The organism is Domibacillus mangrovi, from assembly GCF_001906925.1.
Lineage (GTDB): Bacteria > Bacillota > Bacilli > Bacillales > Domibacillaceae > Domibacillus > Domibacillus mangrovi.
In genome coordinates, this window is sequence record NZ_MRWQ01000001.1 from 344,118 (window position 1) to 364,827 (window position 20,710).

General features: G+C 42.6%; 23 protein-coding genes and 1 other annotated feature. Of the genes, 2 read left to right on the forward strand and 21 right to left on the reverse strand.

The features are described from left to right. Window positions 1-3 precede the first annotated feature (3 nt). The 6 genes from yqeK to BLL40_RS01785 are packed head-to-tail and all read right to left on the reverse strand — an operon-like array spanning window position 4 to window position 3,898. On the reverse strand, window positions 4-573 hold the full coding sequence (yqeK, locus tag BLL40_RS01760) for a bis(5'-nucleosyl)-tetraphosphatase (symmetrical) YqeK (protein WP_073710177.1): 570 nt from the start codon (window positions 571-573) through the stop codon (window positions 4-6). Continuing rightward, window positions 560-1,132 (reverse strand): nicotinate-nucleotide adenylyltransferase, encoded by a 573-nt coding sequence (locus tag BLL40_RS01765; RefSeq protein ID WP_073710178.1) that lies wholly within the window; start codon window positions 1,130-1,132, stop codon window positions 560-562. The genes yqeK and BLL40_RS01765 overlap by 14 nt, the downstream gene beginning before the upstream one ends. Beyond that, window positions 1,129-1,422: a ribosome assembly RNA-binding protein YhbY gene (gene yhbY / locus BLL40_RS01770; protein WP_073710179.1), complete on the reverse strand. Its 294-nt coding sequence runs from the start codon at window positions 1,420-1,422 to the stop codon at window positions 1,129-1,131. The genes BLL40_RS01765 and yhbY overlap by 4 nt, the downstream gene beginning before the upstream one ends. A gap of 7 nt (window positions 1,423-1,429) precedes the next feature. Further along, complete coding sequence (locus tag BLL40_RS01775) at window positions 1,430-2,263, reverse strand: shikimate dehydrogenase (RefSeq protein WP_073710180.1); 834 nt, start codon at window positions 2,261-2,263, stop codon at window positions 1,430-1,432. Between the two features lie 16 nt (window positions 2,264-2,279). Further along, a complete protein-coding gene (yqeH, locus tag BLL40_RS01780; RefSeq protein WP_073710181.1) occupies window positions 2,280-3,380 on the reverse strand; it encodes a ribosome biogenesis GTPase YqeH in 1,101 nt (366 codons plus the stop codon). Then, window positions 3,377-3,898 carry a YqeG family HAD IIIA-type phosphatase gene (locus tag BLL40_RS01785; RefSeq protein WP_073710182.1) on the reverse strand — a complete coding sequence of 174 codons (522 nt, stop codon included), beginning with the start codon at window positions 3,896-3,898 and terminating at the stop codon, window positions 3,377-3,379. Before BLL40_RS01785 ends, yqeH begins: the two co-directional genes overlap by 4 nt. A gap of 288 nt (window positions 3,899-4,186) precedes the next feature. On the opposite strand from BLL40_RS01785, the gene BLL40_RS01790 reads away from it, so the two are divergent. Further along, window positions 4,187-4,330, forward strand: a complete 144-nt coding sequence (locus BLL40_RS01790) for a sporulation histidine kinase inhibitor Sda (protein ID WP_073710183.1) — start codon at window positions 4,187-4,189, stop codon at window positions 4,328-4,330. 47 nt (window positions 4,331-4,377) lie between these two features. Continuing rightward, on the forward strand, window positions 4,378-5,142 hold the full coding sequence (gene sigK, locus BLL40_RS01795; RefSeq protein ID WP_073710184.1) for an RNA polymerase sporulation sigma factor SigK: 765 nt from the start codon (window positions 4,378-4,380) through the stop codon (window positions 5,140-5,142). Window positions 5,143-5,281: 139 nt separating this feature from the next. Here sigK and mtnN read toward each other — a convergent pair whose 3' ends face one another. The 15 genes from mtnN to mnmA form a co-directional block, all read right to left on the reverse strand. Further along, complete coding sequence (gene mtnN / locus BLL40_RS01800) at window positions 5,282-5,983, reverse strand: 5'-methylthioadenosine/S-adenosylhomocysteine nucleosidase (protein WP_073710185.1); 702 nt, start codon at window positions 5,981-5,983, stop codon at window positions 5,282-5,284. A 62-nt stretch (window positions 5,984-6,045) separates the two neighbouring features. After that, window positions 6,046-6,675, reverse strand: a complete 630-nt coding sequence (locus BLL40_RS01805) for a DUF1510 family protein (protein ID WP_073710186.1) — start codon at window positions 6,673-6,675, stop codon at window positions 6,046-6,048. 106 nt (window positions 6,676-6,781) lie between these two features. Beyond that, complete coding sequence (greA, locus tag BLL40_RS01810; RefSeq protein ID WP_073710187.1) at window positions 6,782-7,258, reverse strand: transcription elongation factor GreA; 477 nt, start codon at window positions 7,256-7,258, stop codon at window positions 6,782-6,784. Between the two features lie 492 nt (window positions 7,259-7,750). After that, complete coding sequence (locus BLL40_RS01815) at window positions 7,751-9,022, reverse strand: peptidase U32 family protein (protein ID WP_073710188.1); 1,272 nt, start codon at window positions 9,020-9,022, stop codon at window positions 7,751-7,753. Between the two features lie 17 nt (window positions 9,023-9,039). Then, on the reverse strand, window positions 9,040-9,969 hold the full coding sequence (locus tag BLL40_RS01820) for a peptidase U32 family protein (RefSeq protein ID WP_073710189.1): 930 nt from the start codon (window positions 9,967-9,969) through the stop codon (window positions 9,040-9,042). Further along, entirely contained in the window at window positions 9,966-10,613 is a 648-nt protein-coding gene (locus BLL40_RS01825) for an O-methyltransferase (protein WP_073710190.1), read from the reverse strand. The genes BLL40_RS01820 and BLL40_RS01825 overlap by 4 nt, the downstream gene beginning before the upstream one ends. Window positions 10,614-10,723: 110 nt before the next feature. Next, on the reverse strand, window positions 10,724-11,827 hold the full coding sequence (mltG, locus tag BLL40_RS01830; protein ID WP_073710191.1) for an endolytic transglycosylase MltG: 1,104 nt from the start codon (window positions 11,825-11,827) through the stop codon (window positions 10,724-10,726). A gap of 102 nt (window positions 11,828-11,929) precedes the next feature. Then, window positions 11,930-12,217 carry a DUF1292 domain-containing protein gene (locus BLL40_RS01835; protein ID WP_073710192.1) on the reverse strand — a complete coding sequence of 96 codons (288 nt, stop codon included), beginning with the start codon at window positions 12,215-12,217 and terminating at the stop codon, window positions 11,930-11,932. A 14-nt stretch (window positions 12,218-12,231) separates the two neighbouring features. Beyond that, on the reverse strand, window positions 12,232-12,648 hold the full coding sequence (gene ruvX, locus BLL40_RS01840) for a Holliday junction resolvase RuvX (RefSeq protein WP_073710193.1): 417 nt from the start codon (window positions 12,646-12,648) through the stop codon (window positions 12,232-12,234). Then, window positions 12,645-12,920, reverse strand: coding sequence for an IreB family regulatory phosphoprotein (locus BLL40_RS01845; RefSeq protein WP_073710194.1), 276 nt, complete (start codon window positions 12,918-12,920; stop codon window positions 12,645-12,647). Before BLL40_RS01845 ends, ruvX begins: the two co-directional genes overlap by 4 nt. Before the next feature lie 82 nt (window positions 12,921-13,002). After that, entirely contained in the window at window positions 13,003-15,633 is a 2,631-nt protein-coding gene (gene alaS / locus BLL40_RS01850; protein WP_073710195.1) for an alanine--tRNA ligase, read from the reverse strand. A 230-nt stretch (window positions 15,634-15,863) separates the two neighbouring features. After that, window positions 15,864-16,073, reverse strand: a binding site (T-box leader). A 54-nt stretch (window positions 16,074-16,127) separates the two neighbouring features. Next, window positions 16,128-16,292, reverse strand: coding sequence for a hypothetical protein (locus tag BLL40_RS17495; RefSeq protein ID WP_018394014.1), 165 nt, complete (start codon window positions 16,290-16,292; stop codon window positions 16,128-16,130). Between the two features lie 50 nt (window positions 16,293-16,342). Then, window positions 16,343-18,730 (reverse strand): SF1B family DNA helicase RecD2, encoded by a 2,388-nt coding sequence (gene recD2, locus BLL40_RS01855; RefSeq protein ID WP_073710196.1) that lies wholly within the window; start codon window positions 18,728-18,730, stop codon window positions 16,343-16,345. Window positions 18,731-18,738: 8 nt separating this feature from the next. Next, entirely contained in the window at window positions 18,739-19,395 is a 657-nt protein-coding gene (locus BLL40_RS01860; RefSeq protein WP_073710197.1) for a tetratricopeptide repeat protein, read from the reverse strand. A gap of 196 nt (window positions 19,396-19,591) precedes the next feature. Continuing rightward, window positions 19,592-20,704 (reverse strand): tRNA 2-thiouridine(34) synthase MnmA, encoded by a 1,113-nt coding sequence (gene mnmA, locus BLL40_RS01865; RefSeq protein ID WP_073710198.1) that lies wholly within the window; start codon window positions 20,702-20,704, stop codon window positions 19,592-19,594. Window positions 20,705-20,710: the final 6 nt, after the last annotated feature.

The following is a 20,710-nucleotide window of genomic DNA, read 5'->3' on the forward strand; positions in this document are numbered from 1 at the left end:
CAATTAACCATCGTCTCCATTCTGAATAAAGTCATTGTACGTATCTATTGTCACCGGGAATACCGGTTGTTGTTTGCCTATTAAAAAAAGGATTGAATTTTTCACAGCGGCAAGGACGGCCTTCTCTAAATGAAGAGGTGCCAAAGCGCGAACATCATCTACTCCTGGAAAGCGGCGGCCCGGTTCAATGTAATCAGCAAGATAAATGATTTTCTCTAATTGCGTCATGCCTGGGCGTCCAGTTGTATGCCAACGAATGGCTGATAATACCTCTTCGTCCATGATCCCCACTTCTTTTTGAACGAGAAATGCTCCAACCGGTGCGTGCCACAATTCATGATGAAAGTGCAACAGTCGTTCATCCATCTGTTCCTCAATTAATAACTGCTTCATTTCTTCTTTTGGACGGAATTTCGCGTAATCATGAAAAATAGCCGCTAGTTCTGCTTTTTTCATATCTGCTCCATATGTTTGAGCGAGCTGGACCGCTGTTTCCATTACACCGACTGTATGTTCATACCTTCTATCTGTCAACTGTGCTTTGACAAGTTCAAGCGCCTTACTCTGCTTCATAAAGACCATTCTCCTCTATATAGCGAATGACATCGTCTGGTAGTAAATACAAAAGCGAGTCTCCATTCGCTGCTCTTTCACGCAGAACAGTAGATGACAGATGAATTTCCGGCGTCTCAATAAGCGTAATCCTGTATGGGGTTTCTCTCGAATAGCCTGGACGCTTCACACCGACAAAGTTGATTATTTGGGCTAATTCATCAATTTCTTGCCAATTCGGCAAATATTCGATCATGTCTGCGCCAATAATAAAATAAAATGACGTATCCGGTTCTTTCATCAATAATTCCCTCATCGTATCAATTGTATACGAGACACCGGCACGGTTTATTTCAGCTGTTTCCAACCGAAAAAAATCATTTCCTTTTATCGCAAGTTCCGTCATACGTAGTCTTGCTTCATCGCTTACATGACCGTCTAACTTTTTATGCGGCGGTACCGAGTTCGGCATAAACCGCACTTCTTCAAGATCTAACGTATGCAGCACTTCGTTTGCCATCACTAAATGTCCGATATGAGGCGGATTAAATGTTCCGCCCATTATCCCGACTTTTCTCATCTCGGCAAGGCGATTTTTTTGTTTTCTTTTGATTCTTTATATAGTACGACCGTATGGCCGATTAATTGAACGAGCTCTGCTTTTGCACCCTTTGCAAGTGCTTTTGCAACGTCATGTTTATCGTCTTCATTGTTTTGTAAAATGCTAATTTTAATGAGTTCGCGCACTTCAAGTGCTTCCGCGATTTGGGCCGTCATGTTATCATTCACGCCGCCTTTGCCTACTTGAAAAATAGGTGTAATATGATGCGCTTCTGCACGCAAAAATCGTTTTTGTTTTCCTGTTAACATGTTATGTTTATCCTCCAAGTCTTTCTTGCACTATTTTCATCATCCGTTTCGGATCTGCATATGTACCTGTCCATTTTTCAAACGCAAGTGCTCCTTGATATGCAAACATTTTCATACCGTTTTGTACACGAGCACCGTGCTTTTTAGCCTCTTTCATAATGAATGTTTCAGCAGGATTATAAATAATATCTGATAAAAAAGCATCCGAGCGAATGTTCGTTAATTGAAGCGGTGACGCGTTTACTTTCGGAGACATGCCAATAGACGTTGTTTGAATAATTATATCGTAGTTAGCCAGGTTCCTTTCTGCTTCTTCCATTGTAAAAGCAGCTGTTTCGACCAAGTATGGGCAGCTTTCTTTTAACTGAAGCGCATTATCAGGCGTACGATTTGCAATATCAACTTGTTTAGCACCCTGCTGTCCAAATGTGTAATAAATGGCCCGCGCCGCGCCGCCTGCACCAATAATTAAAATGCGTTTATCCAAAACAGGCTGGCCATACTCTTCATGCAAACCGCGAATAAACCCTTCACCGTCTGTATTATAGCCTATGAAGCGTCCATTTATATTCACAACCGTATTGACAGCGCCAATCGCTGTAGCCAAAGGATCTACTTCATCCAGAAGAGGTATAATCGCTGTTTTATGAGGTATAGTTACGTTAAAACCAGCAACACCAATCGCTTTCATCCCTTTGATGGCTGCCGGCAAATTTTCTCTGTTAACATGAAATGCCTGATAATGTGCATTGATTCCAAGCGATGAAAAAGCATCATTGTGCATCGCTGGAGACAACGAATGCGCGATTGGATCCCCGATTACTCCATACAATTTTCCCATGTGACTTTCTCCACCTTTAAATTAACGATTTGCGAAGTGTGATCGCTGCTCCTTTTGGCACGTACGCGGCTACTTTTGCTCCTGCTTCATTCACCGTGATCCAGCCAAGACCGGAGAAAACAATATCCGTTTTCGCTTCTTTAATTGTCCATTCCTGCCGTACAAACTCAAGTGCTTTTCTATCTTTTCCAGCCGGTTTTAAAAGCTCGCCTGCATGGTTCTCATATAAATCATCAGCTTTATCTATTTTTGTCCGGTGTATGTCAATATCATTAGACGTATGGCAAATAAATGAACGTCTTCCGCCGCTTATATAGTCAAACCGGGCAAGACCGCCAAAAAAAAGTGTTTGTCCTTCATTTAATTGAAAGACTTTCGGCTTAATTTCTTTTTTTGGTAAAAGTACTTTCAACTCTTCTTTGTCAACAAAATGAGCCATTTGATGATGGTTAATGATTCCTGGTGTATCCACAAGTACATGGCCGTCCGAAAGCGGAATTTCGATCATATCAAGCGTCGTACCTGGAAAATGAGATGTTGTAATAATATCCCCTTCACCGGTAATCTCTTTAATAATGCGGTTAATAAACGTTGATTTCCCAACATTTGTACAACCGACAACGTATACATCTTTTCCATTCCGGTAATGCTCAATGGCATCCGCCGCATCGCGAACGGCTTTTCCTTGCGACGCACTGATCAGAAGTACATCGACTGGTTTTAAACCGAGTTGACTTGCTTCATGGCGCATCCAATGAATCAGTTTTTCCTGTTTCACAGATTTCGGCAGTAAATCAGATTTATTCCCAATCAAAAGCACCGGGTTTTTTCCAGCGAAACGATGCAGACCTGGTAGCCAGCTTCCGTTAAAGTCAAAAATATCAACAATTTTCACGATCAATGATTCTGTATCGCCAACCGTGTTTAAAATCTTTAAAAAGTCATCGTCTGTAAGGGCGACATCTTGCACTTCATTGTAATGTTTCAGTCTGAAGCAACGTTTACAGACAACAACTTCTTTTTCAAGTGCTGATGCTGGTGCATAGCCAAGACCATCCGGATTTGTCGTTTGAATGGTAACACCGCATCCATCACACGTTATTTGTTCATTGTTCACTGTCTTTCCTCCCATTGAATCATTCCTTTACGGCGAAAAAAGTTCATTAACTGACGTTCAATTTTCCGGTTAATTCGCGTCCAGAAACCGTCCGTTGCCGCGATAGGAATAACCAAAATTGTGTGAATCCCGCTCCGATTACCACCGAATACATCGGTTAGCAGCTGATCACCAATCATAACCGTTTCACTTTTTTGTACATTCAACAACTTGATCGCTTTTCTGAATGCATGCCCCATCGGTTTTCGCGCTTCAAAAATGTAGGGCAAATCAAGCGGTGTTGAAAACGAACTGACCCGGGTTTGATTATTATTGGAAACGATGAGCACTTTAATGCCTGCATCGCGCATTTTATTAAACCATTCTAATAATTCCGGTGTTGCATCTGGACGATCCCATGCTACAAGCGTGTTATCTAGATCCGTAATAATCGCTTTAATCCCTTTTTGCGCCAGATGTTCCGGTTCTATTTCCAGAATACTTTTCACTTGCTCATTTGGCAAAAATAATTTTAACACAATTTACACCTCTAATTTCAGTCTTACCATCCTATCATAGCTGATTTTTTCATATGTGACAAAACAATAATAAGTCTAAAAATGTTTCGACAATTTTCTATTTCCTATTTTGTGGATAACTTTATGCACAAATCCACAACTGATATATAAAGACTCCTGCCATTTATTATACAGTTCACCATTACTTATCCACGCCTGCCTGTGGAAAAAGGAACGATTGTTCTATAATTGTTTTTTTGATAAACTAGAACAAAGCTTCACTATTACTTTTTTTGGAGATGAGTATCTATGCGTACACTGTCCGATCATTTACTTCTTTTTTCCTATAAAAAAGCGACCAAGCTTAAATTAAGTGCTGATTTCATTGCTTTAATAGAACAAGAAATGAAACGCCGTATTGTTCATCAACAAGAAAAACAACCTAAAAAGTAATATAACCAGATCTCCCGCATACGATAATCGATAAAGGGGGGATCTTCATGATTGAACTGGCTGCCGCTCTCTCTTTTTTATTGAAAGAAGCGGTTTTTTTCGTTTCGTACGTGAAACATAATGCTTTTCCACACCCACTTTCTGCCGAAGACGAAAAGAAATATCTGGCACTCCATGAGCAAGGTGACCGCCATGCCCGGACAAAGCTGATTGAGCATAACTTGCGACTCGTAGCTCACATTGTCAAAAAATTTGAAAAGACAAATGAAGACACAGAAGATTTGATTTCTATCGGCACGATCGGGTTAATTAAAGGCATTGAAAGCTACTCTGGCAAAAAAGGGACGAAACTGGCGACCTATGCAGCGCGATGTATTGAAAATGAAATTCTCATGTATTTTCGCACATTGAAGAAAACGAAAAAGGACATCTCTTTATACGACCCCGTTGGACGCGATAAAGAAGGTAATGAAATCAGCTTGCTTGATCTATTAAAAACAGAAGATGAAGACATCGCTGCACGTCTGTCACTTGAGATGGATATCGAACAGATGAAAAGCTGTCTTGCTGTTTTAGATGCACGAGAAACAGCAGTCATCGCTGCTCGTTACGGGATCGGTAACGGCAGTGATAAAACACAGCGGGAAATTGCCGCCGAGATGAATATTTCACGTAGCTATGTGTCACGAATCGAAAAGCGGGCACTAGCCAAAATGATGCAAGAATTCAAGAAACTTTCGACAAAACAAAAAAGAGGCTCCAAAGAAACTCTTTTGGAGCACCCATCCACTCGTCTGCCATCAGTCGATTGATGCAGAAATCATAACACCTGTTACAGTCGCCAGCAACAACCCTAAAATCATCATAACCATTCTAGCAACACTCCTTTTCAATTCCACTTCTATCATTTCTACTACTTTATCATAAATTAACCGTTTTGTTATCGTTTTCTTACTCTTTTCCGAGTTCTTCTGTCATTTTCATGACGAGATTCGCCGAATGAAGACCTGCTTTTGGCAAGAACTGTTCAAATGAAATATCCGATTCTTTTCCCGCAATATCAGAAAGCGCACGAATGATGACAAATGGAACATTAAATTGATGGGCCACTTGTGCGATCGCTGCTGCTTCCATTTCAACCGCCTGCAAATTCATAAATTTTTCAGCAATAGCCTGTACACGCACCGGATCATTCATAAATGAATCTCCTGTCGCAATTAATCCTTTCACTGTTTTTACATTTTGATCCACTTCTGCACAAGCAGCAGCGATTTGAATGAGACGCGCGTCTGCTATAAACGCCGCCGGTAGCTGCGGTACTTGGCCATACTCGTATCCAAATGCTGTCACATCAACATCATGATAACGCACTTCAGATGAAATAACGATATCGCCAACCTGTAATTCTGGAGAGAGTCCACCTGCAGATCCCGTATTAATGATGATATCCGGTTGGAATTCGTGAATAAGTACAGAAGTCGTCATCGCCGCGTTTACCTTCCCAATTCCCGAACGAAGCAAGATGACGTCAACACCACATAATGTACCTGTTGTATACTCGCTGCCTGCGATTGTCTTCACTTCTTTATTTTCCATCGCTTTACGTAAAATCAATACTTCTTCTTCCATAGCACCAATAATAGCTATTTTCATTATAAACCACTCCCTCTTCTCTTTTTCCCACAAAAAAACCCGCCGTCAAAGCGGGCCCTTTATTAATGTCCTTTATCGTTTTGCTCTAGCTTCTGCACTTTGACCGGTTTCCATCCCTGTCCCTCTACCCATTCAATGTAAACTCGGTACGCATCATTTTGATCCGCTTTAGGCGAAACGGTACCAATCGCTCCTTTAGGTCCATTTCCACTTATGTACCAAACTGTCATGTCATCCGAAGCGATGCCTGTTGCGTAGGAAATTGCCTTTACTTTTTCCTGCCAGTCTGTTGAATTCATTTCAAATGAAGATGTATGCGTACCTGATTGAGATGTACCAACACCTTCCCAATTCGGATCAACAATATCTTTTTCTACATTCGGCTCCGAACCTTCTTTTACAATCACTTTCTCAGTCGGTTCCTCTTCTTTAACAGACTCTTCTTTAACAGGTTCTTTTGTTGCAGCTGATTCTGGTTCCTCTTCTTTCTTTTCATCATCTGTTACAGCAGCTGTCTGCTCTTGTGCCCTTTTTGCTTCTTCTGTAGCGACCGGTTCTTCATTATTTCCCCCCGCAAAAATCGTAAATCCGACAATAATGATAAGCATCGCGACAACTGCGATAGCTGTATTTAAAATACGGTTTGTTTTTCTCCGCTTTGTTTTGCGTTCTGCACGCGACGTTTGTTCCATTTTTTCTCCTCCTCGTTACGCCTCCATTTTAACACGTCTTCTTTACAGGTTAAATGAATTTGCATAAAAAAAACGCAAAAGGCTCAAGCCTTAAGCGCTTTTTTATTTAACCGATTGAAACAATTTTCACTTTCATTTCGCCTGCTGGTGTTTGGACGATTACTTTGTCACCGACACGTCTGCCAATCATGCTTTTCGCAATCGGTGAATCATTTGAAATCTTCCCTTCAAATGGATCCGCCTCTGCACTGCCGACAATTGTATAACTTTCTTCTTCACCGTCCGGCAACTCAATGAATGTAACAGTCTTGCCAAGTGAAACCTCGTCGGAATTCACCGAATTTTCTTCAATAATTTTCGCGTTACGGATCATTGTTTCAATCGTACCAATCCGTCCTTCTACAAACGCCTGCTCTTCTTTTGCCGAATCATATTCGGAGTTTTCAGACAGGTCGCCGAAGCTGCGGGCAATTTTAATGCGCTCGACTACTTCTTTACGCTTTACTGATTTTAAGTGTTCCAGCTCTTGTTCTAATTTTTCTTTACCTACCAGTGTCATCATGTATACTTTTTCGTTCGACAACTTTTTCCACTCCTTTAATGTTCAAAAAAGGCATTGAAATATGAGCGCGCACCCTCTTAAAGAGGGCGCGCGTTTTCCAAATTATATGCCTGTTTCATAAAAACATACTATAAAATATCTTTTTGTTCAAGATTTGTTTGTATTTTTGCACGTAATATACCGCAGATCAACATCCATATTTATAAACAACTTACTATTCATTATGCTATACAAATAAAGTGAAACTTCATTCAGTGAGGGGTAGGTTCACAGGATGTGAATCATACAGACGTTGTCACAGGACGTAACGATCTTAGTCTGCGTTCCGCTATCCTACACTGAATAAACAGGAACTCAGGTAAAGAGCGCCGCGTCCTGCGGCCATACCTGAGTGACCGGCTTCAGCCGGCCCGAACCAATCGGGCTTTTATGGACAGTGGATCCCCTCGCTTATCCTTCTTTTTTTGAAATCTTGAAGCGGGGGTCTTACTGCCTGTTAATCCGGGATAAATGTCACAGCCCTTTCCGCATCATATCATCTTTTGATACAGGGCGTTCCACTTTGAATTTAACAATTTGAAGTGGATGACGAGCAGCGTCGAGCTCATTGCCTTCTTCATCGACAACGGTTCCAACGACTTGTGTAAAGGTGTCCATGTCAGGTCCGAAAAATTCAACTGTATCGCCCGGACGAAAAAAGTTACGTTGCTGCAACGTGACGATTTGTGTGTTTGCATCATAATCTACAACAAGACCGGTAAAGTCATGAGACGCTTTTTTACCATGCACGCCAAACAGCTGCTCATCTGCACCTGGTATACCTTCAAAGAACGCTGGTGCTGCTGGACGATTTGCACACTTTTCAAGTTCTTCTAACCATTCAGGCTGAATGGTGAAGTTTTCCGGGTCCGCGCAATAAGCATCAATCACTTTCCTGTACACACCGACAACGGTTGCGACGTAATGAATCGATTTCATTCGTCCTTCAATTTTCAAGCTGTCAATACCAAGTTCAACAAGCCCTGGGATCGATTGGAGCAATCGTAAATCTTTCGGACTCATCGCAAATGGTGAATCTTCGCCTGTCGTCAAAGCCGTTTCTTCGCCATCTTCCATCTCAACAAGATTGTAATCCCATCGACATGACTGACAGCAGCCACCGCGATTTGAATCGCGTGCCGTCATGTGATTGCTTAGCACACAACGCCCCGAATACGCGATACACATAGCACCATGAATAAACGTTTCGATTTCAATATCGACTTTTTCTTTCATAAGACGCATTTCTTCCCCCGTCGTCTCACGTGCTAAAACAACACGGTCAAGCCCTTCTTCTTTCCAATATTGAACTGCTCGCCAATTAGACAGCGATTGCTGTGTGCTTAAATGTACTTCCACATTTGGTGCAACGCGGCGGCACGTTTCGATAATAAGGGGATCCGCAACGATAATGCCTGCTATACCTACTTCTCCGAGACCGCGCAAATAATCTTCAAGACCGTCAATATTTTCATTGTGTGCAAAGATATTCGTGGTCACATATACTTTTGCTCCATAACGCTGTGCAAATGCAACGCCTTCTTTCATATCATCAAATGTAAAGTTACCTGCATTGGAACGGAGACCGTATTCCTGGCCACCGATATACACGGCATCTGCCCCATAGCGGATAGCAATTTTCAGTTTTTCAAGTGTTCCGGCGGGGGCAAGCAGTTCCGGTTTTTTCACAATGACTCGTTTACCATCGACAATGGCTGAAATGCTGTCGTTTTTTAGTGCTGCCATCATTGTTTCCTCCTTCCTTAATAAACCGTTTCCTTAAAGAAAAAGCCTGAATCCAGCGGCCGATGATCTTGCTGAAGAGCTTCAGCTGCCTCAAGCAATTCTTCTTTTTCTTCTTCGTATTGATCGGGGTTCTCAACGCATAAATCGATTGCTGTTCGATACAATTTTGTTGATGCAATGCGATATTCTTCTGTTTGAAGAACACCGTCAATTTTAAATGAATCGATGCCTGCTTCAATCATCTCCTGCAGCTCATCTATAATACACATATCATTGGGACTCATAATATGCGTGCCATTTTCATCTTCATAAATAGGGTACTTATTGCTTCGTTCTTCGTCATGCAGAAGCATATTTTGCGCACCTTGCCGCTTTTTGATTTCCATGTTTTTGCCCATATATTCAAAGTAATGACCGAGAAGCGGCCGTTTTGACTGGAACATGCATGTCATGCCATGTACTTGCACTTCAATTGCGACTTCAGCATTTTCTTTCGTTTCAATAATCGCATCCATGCTAAGTTCGCGTGAAAGCACGGCACGGACAGAACCACGTTTCCCCCAATAGTTTGCTGTATACCAGTTCGTCGCAATCGTCTCAGGACTCCAGTGAAGAGGAAAACCTGGCGCAGACGCGCGAACTGCCATTAAGACAGCCGGATCGCCATACACAATGGCGTCAGCTCCTGATTCTCTTACAAACTGTACGTATTCATCCAATTCATCAGCAATTTTATTATGAAAAATCGCATTCACTGCGACGTATACTTTTTTCCCATGCTCATGTGCCAATGTAACAGCTTCTTGTATTTGTGCGCGGCTGAATTCTCCAGCAAGGCGAAGACCATACCGCTGCTCACCAATGACAAAAGCGTCGGCACCTGCTTCAATTTGTCGTTTCATCTCACTGACACTGCCCGGCGTCACTAGTAATTCTGGTTTTGTCACTTTTCCTCACTCCGTTTTATGCTAATGGCAATCCCATCACCAGATGGCAAAATCATTGTCTGATAATTAGGATGTGTCATCAGCCATTCATTATAATCCTTAATTTTTTGTACCATCTTTTCTATTCGTTTCGACGGTGTTTCTATTCCTGCAGCATATCCTTTAAATAATACATTATCGGAATAAACGACGCCGTTCGGTGCAAGCATCGGTACGTATAAATCAAAAAAGCGTCGGTATTGTCCTTTTGCTGCATCAATAAAAATCGCATCAAACGGTCCATACTTTTCCGCTTCTTCTGCCAGTTCTAGCGCATCACCAAACAATACGTGTATGCGTTCCTGATCGTTTGAGCGGACGATATTTTGAAGTGCCTGCTCATATCGCTCACTGTCCCGCTCCATTGTCGTAATGCGAAGATCAGGCATAGCGTCTGCCATTCGGAGAGCTGAGTAGCCAATCGCTGTTCCGATTTCAAGCATGCGTGCAGGCTTTTGCAGCTTTAACATGGCAATTAACGTCTCCATACCAACAGGCTCCATTATAGGTACGCCGTGTTTTAATGCGTACTGCTCCATTTCCGCAAACAATTCCGCGCGTGGCGGCAACAATGATTCGATGTAGCCGTGTATATCGTCTTTCATGAAAAAATGACCTCTTTTCTAAGAAAAAGAGAAAGCTGCATTAGCTTTCTCGAGTCTTCTGTGCCCGAATTATTCTATCATAGAAAAGAAAGAAAATCCATGCACGTTTCTTATTGATTATTTGTAATATATTTTCGTTTCAATGCATTGTGTTCATCTAATGTTTTTGAATAATATACATCCCCTGCAGATGAAGCGAGGAAGTATAAATAATCCGTTTGTGCCGGTTCTAGCACGGCTTCCATGGAGTCCCTTCCACTGTTGCCGATTGGTCCTGGCGTCAGCCCTTTTACTTTGTATGTGTTATAAGGTGAATTGACTTCAAGATCTTTATATAAAACGCGATCTTGATGTGCACCCTTTGCGTATAAAACCGTAGGGTCTGTTTGCAATGGCATATCTATTTTCATTCGGTTGAAAAAGACACTGGCGATTTTTTTACGGTCTGTTTTGCCCGTTGCTTCTTCTTCAACAAGCGAAGCAATCGTTAAAAACTCATGAATCTTCATGCCAGATGCTTTAATTTGATCCGTATAGCTTTTGACAACTTCATCTGTCTTCGCAATCATTTCTTCCGCAAGTTCTTCAACAGATTGCTCCCCGTGCGGCACTTCATATGTTGCCGGGTATAAATAGCCCTCAAGCGGATAGCGTATATTTTCATTGAGTACTGCTTCTGTGACGACGGCTGGATAAGCTGCTATCATTTTTTTGACGAATGCATCATCATTAATTGACTTCAGCACATCTTGCGGATCATGATCGGTCGCAGCCGCTATGACCTCCGCTATTTGTGTTAATTGATAGCCTTCCGGAATCGAGACTTTTCCATCTGCTAAGCCCATCACTTTGCCCTCTTTTAACGCTGCTATAATTTCTTTAGGTGTCATTGAAGGTGACAACATGTATTCACCCGCCTGAAAATTACCTTCTCCTATATACTTCACATAATATTTAAAGAGAGTCGCATTTTTAACAATTCCACTTTCTTCAAGTTTCTGCGAGATGAATGATAAACTGGATCCTAATGGAATGGATACTGCTACTTTTTCCTCGCTTATTTCATCGGCCGGTTTAACGGCACTTTGCCATACATAATACGCACCCGCTGCTCCTCCTGCCATAATTAGAAGGAAAAAAACAAGCACAAATAATACAGCCCGTTTCAGCCGCCTTTTTTTTCGACCGGCTGGCGGATATAGCTTATTCGACATAAAGATCCCCTTTCGACAACATCTTGCATTTTTTCTTATTATACAAGAACGTGATCAAAAGAAAAAGAACAGGCGCTTAATAGCTGCCTGTTCCTCCAAAAATCATTCCTGCTCTTCGTCATCAAGGAATGTGTTGAGCATCTCTTCGATCATTTCCCACTCTTCATCCGATTCAATCGGTTCAAGTTCACCGTCTTCTCCGTCTTCTTTTGGAAGGAACGATGATGCATGAATTTCGATTTCTTCATTATCATCTTCCTCTGCGCCTATAGGAAAATAAAGAACGTATGATTTTTCAAATTCATCTGAATTAAAAGTGAAAAGTACTTCACAAAGCTGCTCGTTACCATTTTCATCGATTACTGTAATTTGTTTTTCGCCATGTTCCATTAATGGTCACCTCATTATTTTTGACTGTCGAGATATCCTTGAAGAATCATCATCGCTGCCATTTTATCGATCACTTTTTTACGTTTTTTCCGGCTGACATCCGCTTCCAATAATACACGTTCCGCTGCCATTGTCGTTAATCGTTCATCCCAAAGAATAACAGGAAACCCAAATTCCCCTTCAAGCAGATCCGCAAAGCGCTGTGCTGCTTCTCCACGGGGACCTACTGTATTATTCATATTTTTTGGAAAGCCAACGACAAATTTGCTCACGTCATGCTCGCGTACAAGTTCGCCGATCCGCTCAATGCCAAATTCACCGGCTTCTTCGTTGATCTTTATTGTTTCAATGCCCTGCGCTGTCCAGCCAAAGGCATCACTGATCGCGATGCCTACTGTTTTCGTGCCGGAATCAAGGCCCATCGTTCTCATGATGTTGGATCCTCCTGCTGTTCTTTTAAGTACGTTTTGACAAGTTCTTCAATAATTTCATCCCGTTCCAAACGCCGGATTAAGTTGCGCGCATCATTATGGCGCGGAATATAGGCCGGGTCACCAGAAAGCAAATATCCGACAATTTGGTTGATCGGATTGTAGCCTTTTTCTTCAAGCGCGCTATGCACTTTAAACAATACTTCTTTTACATTTTCGTCATACGGTTCTTCAGAAAAGTTAAACCGCATTGTCTTGTCAAAAGAACTCACTGTCAGCACCTCACTTCATGCGGGGGTGAATGTAACCCGCTTCCTGTACGTTATGTTCATTGTACAACAAATAACGACATATTCAAATGGATTTAACCCATTCCTCAGCACATTTTAATGCTTCGTCGATTTTTGACGGATCTTTTCCACCGGCCTGTGCCATATCTGCACGCCCGCCGCCGCCGCCGCCAAGACGGCCTGCTACTTCTTTCACAAGTTTACCGGCATGGTATCCTTTTTCTGTTAGATCCCCAGTAACGGCGGTCACGACATTCACTTTGCCCTCTGCTTCAGCAACAAGGACAATGATGCCAGGAGTCACTTTTTGTTTCAGTTCATCCGCCATTGTACGCAATGTATTCATATCCGGGGCCTGTACGCTCACTGCAAGCAATTGAACACCGTTAATCGTTTGTATTTGATCTGTTAAACTTCCTGCTTCTATATTTGACAATTTCTTTGAAAGTGATTCATTTTCACGTTGCAATTCTTTTAACTCTGTCTGAATACTCTCTACTTTCACTAAAATATCTTTCGTGTTTGATTTTAGTTTCATTGCTGCTTCTTTCAACACTTGTGCCTGGTTATTCAAATAAAGGAACGCCCCTTCACCGGTCACCGCTTCAATACGACGTGTACCTGCGCCAATACCACTTTCAGATAGCACTTTAAATAGACCAATTTCTGCTGTATTGATGACATGGCAGCCGCCGCACAACTCTAAGCTGTAATCGCCTATCGATACAACACGGACGATATCTCCATATTTTTCACCAAACAGTGCCATCGCGCCCATTGCTTTCGCTTCTGCAATTGGTTTAAAGGCTATTTCTACTGCTATCCCCTGCCAAATTTTTTCGTTGACGATTGTCTCAACCTGCGCAAGTTCTTCCGCTGTTACTTGTCCGAAATGTGAGAAGTCAAAACGTAGACGGTCTGGATCGACGAGTGATCCTGCCTGATTCACATGTGTGCCAAGCACATCTTTTAACGCTTGATGCATTAAATGTGTCGCTGTATGATTTTTAACAATTTTCCCGCGTGACAATACGTCTACTTTCGCTGTAACGCTGCTGTCTGCTATTAATATACCGCTTTCTACAACTGCATTATGCACATTTTGACCATTTGGTGCTTTCTGCACATCTTTCACCACAACGCGTACTTCATCCGATTCAAGCACACCTTTATCGGCAATTTGTCCGCCGCTTTCAGCATAAAACGGTGTTTCCTTCAAAATAAATTGAATGTCATCGCCTTCATGTGCTTCATCAATCAGCACACCGTCTTTCATGATGACAGCTACTGTCGTGTCAACAGTGAAACGATCGTATGTGAACGTGCTTTCTGTCGTAATCGTTGATAAAATGCCACCTTGAACTTGCATCGAATCTGTATCTTGACGAGCTGCACGGGCACGGTCACGCTGCTGCTTCATTTCTTGTTCAAAGCTTGCGTGATCGGCTTTCATGCCTTCTTCTTCCGCATATTCTTCTGTCAACTCAACCGGGAAACCATACGTATCATATAAACGGAATATATCTGCACCCGCAATAGTATCAGATCCGGATGCTTTCGCTTTTTCAATGACAGATGACAAAATGGCAAGCCCTTCGTTCAGCGTTTCGTGGAATCTTACCTCTTCATTTTTAATCACTTTTTGAATGAACGCCGACTTTTCCGTCACTTCGGAATAATAATCGTTCATTATGTCGCCAACAACCGGCACAAGTTCATACATGAACGGACGGTTAATGCCAATTTGTTTTGCATAACGCACCGCACGGCGAAGTAAGCGGCGAAGGACATAGCCGCGCCCTTCATTCGATGGAAGCGCACCGTCGCCGATGGCAAAAGCAACCGTACGAATATGATCGGCAATCACTTTAAACGCTGTGTCTTTTTCTGCATCTACGTGATATTTTTCGCCAGAAATACGTTCTGTCGCACGGATGATCGGTATAAATAAATCCGTATCAAAGTTTGTTGGCACATTTTGAACGACCGATGCCATTCGCTCAAGACCCATTCCTGTATCAATATTCTTCTTCGGAAGCGGTGTATATGTACCGTCTGGATTATGGTTAAACTCAGAAAAGACGAGGTTCCATACTTCTAAATAACGATCATTTTCGCCCCCAGGATACAATTCGGGATCATTTTCATCCGCACCATATTCTTCGCCTCGATCGTAGAAGATTTCCGTATTTGGGCCGCTTGGACCTTCTCCAATATCCCAAAAGTTTCCTTCAAGGCGAATAATACGTTCATCTGGCACACCAACTTCATTTTTCCAGATTAAATAGGCTTCTTCATCTTCCGGATGAATCGTCACAGACAACTTATCCGCTTCAAAGCCCATCCACTTTTCATCTGTAAGGAACTCCCAAGCCCAGTGAATGGCTTCTGTTTTGAAGTATTCTCCAATTGAAAAGTTACCTAACATTTCAAAAAACGTATGATGTCGAGCTGTTTTTCCGACGTTTTCAATATCGTTCGTACGAATCGATTTCTGCGCATTCGTGATGCGTGGATTATCAGGAATAATTCGTCCGTCAAAATATTTCTTTAATGTCGCCACTCCGCTATTGATCCAGAGCAGGCTGGCATCGTCAATTGGAACGAGCGGTGCGCTCGGTTCTACGCGATGGCCTTTCTCCTGGAAAAAGTCTAAATACAGGCGGCGAATATCTGCGCCAGTTAATGTTTTCATGAAAAATTCCTCCTCAAAATATGTATACATAAAGTGAAACTTCATTCAGTGGAGGTTTTCTTCATCTCCCACTGAATGTTAATTGAACCAATCGGGCTTTTACGGGCAGTGGATCCCCCGCTTATCCTTCTTTTCTTTTCGAAATTTTGAAGTGGGGGTCTTACTGCCCGTTAATGCGGGATAAATCCCGGAAAAGAACGAAAAGACAGCAAAAAAAGCCCCCATCCCCTAACAGGGACGAAGGCTTCTTCGCGGTACCACCCTGATTGCGAATCAACTTGAAGACTCGCCTCTCAAACGCCTTAACGCGGCATACGACAGTAATTCCTGCACTCAAGACCTAGCTTTCCATCATTCTTCATTCAGAATTCCTTTCAGCCTAGGGAACTCTTCTCTAGTCGAATGGGCTATGATGTACTTTTGTCCTTCTCCGATTTGTCAAAATAGATTGATAACCGAATTATAAAAAGGATTGCCCCGTTTGTCAATGAAACTCACGACCATTCGTCAATTGGACTAAGCGAACCGTCTTCTTCCACTTGATGAATAACGAGACCCCCTTCTAGTTCAGACATTTCTACACAACAGTCGTGGCAATAAAACTGGCCAGCTCCAATTCTCCCAACTTCCCGGCTGCCACAGTTCGGACAAGATATCATACTGTTCACTCCTACTTCTTTTAAATGCAGTATGTCCGAACGACACGTTTTTATGCTTCATTCTGCAAAAAATCGTATGGCGTGACATGATCCATGCCGATCATCGGATCGACATTCATCCATGTCTCTTCGGTTAACTTCCCGGAAGCATGAAGCACAGAGGAAGGCTCCTCTTCTGTAAGCCGCTCTGCCAGCGCCGTTTTTCGAATGAGGTCGTCGTTTCTTGCGATACCTATGTTAAAGGCCTCTTCTTCCCCGCATAAAATAAGAAATTGTTTGCTTCGCGTAATCGCTGTGTAAAGCAAATTGCGCCGCAGCATACGATAATAGCTTTTAACAACCGGTAAAATGACGATTGGGAACTCGCTTCCCTGCGATTTATGAATCGAACAGCAAAATGCGTGCGTTATTTGATTTAAGTCATTACGTGTATACGTTACTTCATTTCCTTCATATGAGACAATGACCATATCTTCTTTTTCCGTATTTTCTTTTGCAAAAAAGATTGAAATAATTTCGCCAATATCACCGTTAAAGACATTTTGTTCGGGCTGGTTGACAAGCTGCAGCACTTTATCGCCAATTCGATATTTGACAGAACCAAATGGAAGTTCTTTCCGTCGGCCATCTACATTGGGATTCAGTACATTTTGCAGCACTTCATTTAATTTATCAATGCCTGCAGGCCCTTTATACATCGGTGCGAGCACTTGAATGTCGCGCGGTTCGTATCCTTTTCCAGCTGCATTTTTGACTACTTTTTCAATGACTTCCGGAATTTGTTCGGTCCGACAGCGAAGGAATGACCGGTCTTTTTGCGGCTGCATGAGCGTATCTGGCACACGTCCATCTTTTATGCTATGCGCCAGACTAATAATAGACGAGCCTTCTTCCTGACGATAAATATCCGTTAAGCGGACAGATGGAATCACTTGGGACGCTAGCATATCTTTTAACACTTGCCCAGGACCGACAGAGGGCAGCTGATCTTCATCACCGACGAGTACAATTTGCATATCGTCTGGCACTGCTTTAAACAATTGATGTGCAAGCCAAATATCAACCATCGACATTTCATCGACAATAAGCAGCCGCCCTGCAATATCTTTGCCTTCTTCTTCTGGCTCTTCCTGTCCATTAAAGCCGAGCAGCCTATGAATGGTGACGGCAGGCAGACCAGTCGATTCCATCATCCGTTTGGCTGCACGTCCAGTCGGCGCGCACAATTTAATCGGAAATGGCTCTTCCTTATCGTAGCGCTTCGGATCAAGTGACAATCCGTTCAATTCGCCGTATAATTCGACGATTCCTTTAATAACGGTTGTTTTTCCCGTACCAGGCCCTCCTGTTAAAATCATGAGCGGAGACGACAGTGCCGTTTGGATCGCATGCTTTTGCGAAGGAGCGTATGATATGCCGGTACGATCTTCAAGTTCACCAAGCGCTAGTAAAAATTCAGATTCAGGGAACGAATTCGATTCTTGTTCGAGTACACGCTGTACATTCGTCACGAGTCCTTTTTCCGAAAAATAAAGAGACGGCATGTAGACACGCTTATCTTCACCCGACACTTTCCCTTCTTCTTCAAGTTCAATCAGACGCGATGCAATGACATCGAATTCAGCGGTGCCATTCGCACTTTTGTCGAGCAATTCTTTTATATGTGTTAAAAGTATGTCCGCTTCCACATAACAATGACCGTCCTGCAAGCATTGCTGTTCAAGGGTAAATAAAATCGCCGCTTTCAACCGATCCGGATGCGCCCCGCTAATCCCGATTTTCGCCCCAATTTCATCTGCACGGATAAATCCGATCCCATCAATGTCTTCCACAAGTTTATACGGATTTTCTTGAATGATATTCAATGACTCTTGGAAATACATTTGATAAATCTTCATCGAAAGCTGAGGACCAAAACCGAAGTCGTTTAGCGCAATCATGATTTGTTCAAGACCTTGGTGTTTCATTAACGTGTCATATAACGTGTCGGCTTTTTCTGCGGGGAGCCGCGGCACTTCTTTTAAACAGGTCCGGTCTGCGATAATTTTCGAAATGGCTTGTTCACCGAGTGTTTCAACAATCATTTCTGCTGTTTTTTTGCCGATTCCTTTAAACAAATCACCGGATAAATACGTAATCACGCCCTGTTTCGTCTGTGGCATTTCTTTTTGTGCCGTCCGGGCAATAAACTGGCGGCCAAACCGCGGATGATCTTTAAATTGGCCGTGAAACATATACATTTCCTGCTCATGAACAGCGGGGAAATAGCCGGTCACGACTGCTTCTTTTTCTTCATAATTCCCATCCGTTTCCGTGACGCGGACACGAAGAACAGTGTAAAAGTTTTCAGCATTCCGAAAAACCGTCACTATATGCCGGCCTTTAAGAAACTGTTCGCCTTCTGTAAATAAATCTCTTTTCGCCTCCGCCACGTACATCCACTCCGTTATTCTGCTTTTTCAAGCAGTTTTTTTCCATATCCCGCAAGCATATGATCCGGCTGAATCTCCAGTGCACGGTCGAAACATTCATATGCTTGTTCTGCATTTTCATGGTGCCCCGCAAATAAGACACCAAGATTATAATACGCATCTGCATGATCTGGATCCTGTTCGATAACGGTCTCAAGCTGACTTGTCGCTTCTGCATATTGCTCCGTTTTGGCAAGGGCTAATGCAAATTGAAAACGGGCTTCTATATCTTCTTCATTCAATTCAACGGCCCGCATTAAAAAGGGAAGCGCCATGACGGTCTGTTCAAGCTGTACAAATGACATCCCTAGCATAAAAAAGGCATCTGCTTCGTCCATGCCATTTCGGGTTGCTTTTTCAAACGACTTTGCCGCTTCTTCAAACTGCTCCTGACTAAAATAAAAAGAACCTAGTGCGTAATGAGCAGCTCCAGCAGCCGGATTCACTTCTACTGCTTTTTCATAAAATTTGACTGCACGCACGTAGTCACCCATTTCAGCTAATACATGGCCGAAATTAATGTATGCCGCCGGATCATTCGGTTCTTCTTCAATTTGCTCTGTAAATAATTTTAGTGCTTCTTCCCATTTTCCTTCTTGTAAAAACTCAATACCTTGCTGGTTTTTATCCATCGTATCCTCCGAAAAAAGTTGTTAGTTGTTTCTTTCATTATAACAAAGACAAGTAAATGCCCCAAAAATACTTTAGGATGGCAGATTCGTTATTTCGCCATGAAATGGATAAATCCCGCCAACATAAGTGACGGGACGGGATTACTTTATCGCAAATTAACGAGCAGTAAAACCCCTCACCAATGGGAGTTTCACTTTAGCCGACATAATCAAGCTGTTTTCCTTCTTTAAATACTTCATCAATCGTACCACCGCCAAGACAGATATCTCCGTCGTAAAAGACGACAGCCTGGCCCGGTGTGATGGCACGTACTGGTTCGTCAAATGTAACACTTGCCTTGCCGCCTGCGATCATCTGAACCGTCACGCCTGTATCTGCCTGGCGGTAGCGGAATTTTGCTGTGCATTGAAAGGTTTCCGGCATATTCCGCTCTGTTGTAAAGCCAACATTTACAGCAGTCAATGAATCAGAGTATAGCTTTTCATGGTCAAACCCTTGCACAACGTACAATTCATTTTTTTCAAGATCTTTTCCGCCGACAAACCAGGGATCACCAGAGCCACCGATACCAAGACCATGGCGCTGACCGATTGTGTAGTACATTAACCCGTCGTGACGGCCCATTTTTGTGCCTTTAAAGGTCACCATATTACCAGGCTGTGCTGGCAAATACTGCCCTAAAAATTCTTTGAAATTTCGTTCACCGATAAAACAAATGCCTGTTGAATCTTTTTTCGCGGCAGTTGCAAGTCCTGCTTCAGCCGCAATTTCACGAACCCGTTTTTTCTCGAGTTCACCGATCGGAAACATGACTTTATCAAGCTGGCTTTGCGATAATTGATTTAAAAAATACGTTTGGTCCTTATTGTTATCAACGCCTCGGAGCATTTTGACTTCGTCGCCGCTCCGGTCAATTCTTGCGTAATGACCTGTCGCAAGATAATCAGCACCTAGCTTCATCGCGTGGTCTAAAAAGGCCTTAAACTTAATTTCTTTATTACACATGACATCCGGATTCGGCGTACGCCCTGCTTTATATTCTTCTAAAAAGTACGTAAACACTTTATCCCAGTACTGTTTTTCAAAATTGACTGCATAATACGGAATGTCAATTTGATTGCAGACTCGGATGACATCATCATAATCTTCTGTCGCCGTGCAGACGCCAAATTCATCTGTATCATCCCAGTTTTTCATGAAGATACCGATAACGTCGTACCCTTGCTCTTTGAGTAACAGAGCCGCAACCGAAGAATCGACACCACCGGACATGCCGACTACAACTCGTGTATCTTTCGGTGCTTTCATTTCTTC

What these genes read in the sequence shown, in the direction of transcription:
- mnmA (WP_073710198.1), bottom strand. Translation starts at nt 20,704, where the DNA reads ATGAAAGCACCGAAAGATACACGAGTTGTAGTCGGCATGTCCGGTGGT.
- yhbY (WP_073710179.1), bottom strand. Translation starts at nt 1,422, where the DNA reads ATGTTAACAGGAAAACAAAAACGATTTTTGCGTGCAGAAGCGCATCAT.
- mltG (WP_073710191.1), bottom strand. Translation starts at nt 11,827, where the DNA reads ATGTCGAATAAGCTATATCCGCCAGCCGGTCGAAAAAAAAGGCGGCTG.
- BLL40_RS01815 (WP_073710188.1), bottom strand. Translation starts at nt 9,022, where the DNA reads ATGGCAGCACTAAAAAACGACAGCATTTCAGCCATTGTCGATGGTAAA.
- BLL40_RS01790 (WP_073710183.1), top strand. Translation starts at nt 4,187, where the DNA reads ATGCGTACACTGTCCGATCATTTACTTCTTTTTTCCTATAAAAAAGCG.
- BLL40_RS01860 (WP_073710197.1), bottom strand. Translation starts at nt 19,395, where the DNA reads ATGGATAAAAACCAGCAAGGTATTGAGTTTTTACAAGAAGGAAAATGG.
- BLL40_RS17495 (WP_018394014.1), bottom strand. Translation starts at nt 16,292, where the DNA reads ATGATATCTTGTCCGAACTGTGGCAGCCGGGAAGTTGGGAGAATTGGA.
- recD2 (WP_073710196.1), bottom strand. Translation starts at nt 18,730, where the DNA reads ATGTACGTGGCGGAGGCGAAAAGAGATTTATTTACAGAAGGCGAACAG.
- BLL40_RS01825 (WP_073710190.1), bottom strand. Translation starts at nt 10,613, where the DNA reads ATGAAAGACGATATACACGGCTACATCGAATCATTGTTGCCGCCACGC.
- yqeK (WP_073710177.1), bottom strand. Translation starts at nt 573, where the DNA reads ATGAAGCAGAGTAAGGCGCTTGAACTTGTCAAAGCACAGTTGACAGAT.
- mtnN (WP_073710185.1), bottom strand. Translation starts at nt 5,983, where the DNA reads ATGAAAATAGCTATTATTGGTGCTATGGAAGAAGAAGTATTGATTTTA.
- BLL40_RS01835 (WP_073710192.1), bottom strand. Translation starts at nt 12,217, where the DNA reads ATGGAACATGGCGAAAAACAAATTACAGTAATCGATGAAAATGGTAAC.
- sigK (WP_073710184.1), top strand. Translation starts at nt 4,378, where the DNA reads ATGATTGAACTGGCTGCCGCTCTCTCTTTTTTATTGAAAGAAGCGGTT.
- BLL40_RS01765 (WP_073710178.1), bottom strand. Translation starts at nt 1,132, where the DNA reads ATGAGAAAAGTCGGGATAATGGGCGGAACATTTAATCCGCCTCATATC.
- ruvX (WP_073710193.1), bottom strand. Translation starts at nt 12,648, where the DNA reads ATGAGAACGATGGGCCTTGATTCCGGCACGAAAACAGTAGGCATCGCG.
- alaS (WP_073710195.1), bottom strand. Translation starts at nt 15,633, where the DNA reads ATGAAAACATTAACTGGCGCAGATATTCGCCGCCTGTATTTAGACTTT.
- BLL40_RS01805 (WP_073710186.1), bottom strand. Translation starts at nt 6,675, where the DNA reads ATGGAACAAACGTCGCGTGCAGAACGCAAAACAAAGCGGAGAAAAACA.
- BLL40_RS01775 (WP_073710180.1), bottom strand. Translation starts at nt 2,263, where the DNA reads ATGGGAAAATTGTATGGAGTAATCGGGGATCCAATCGCGCATTCGTTG.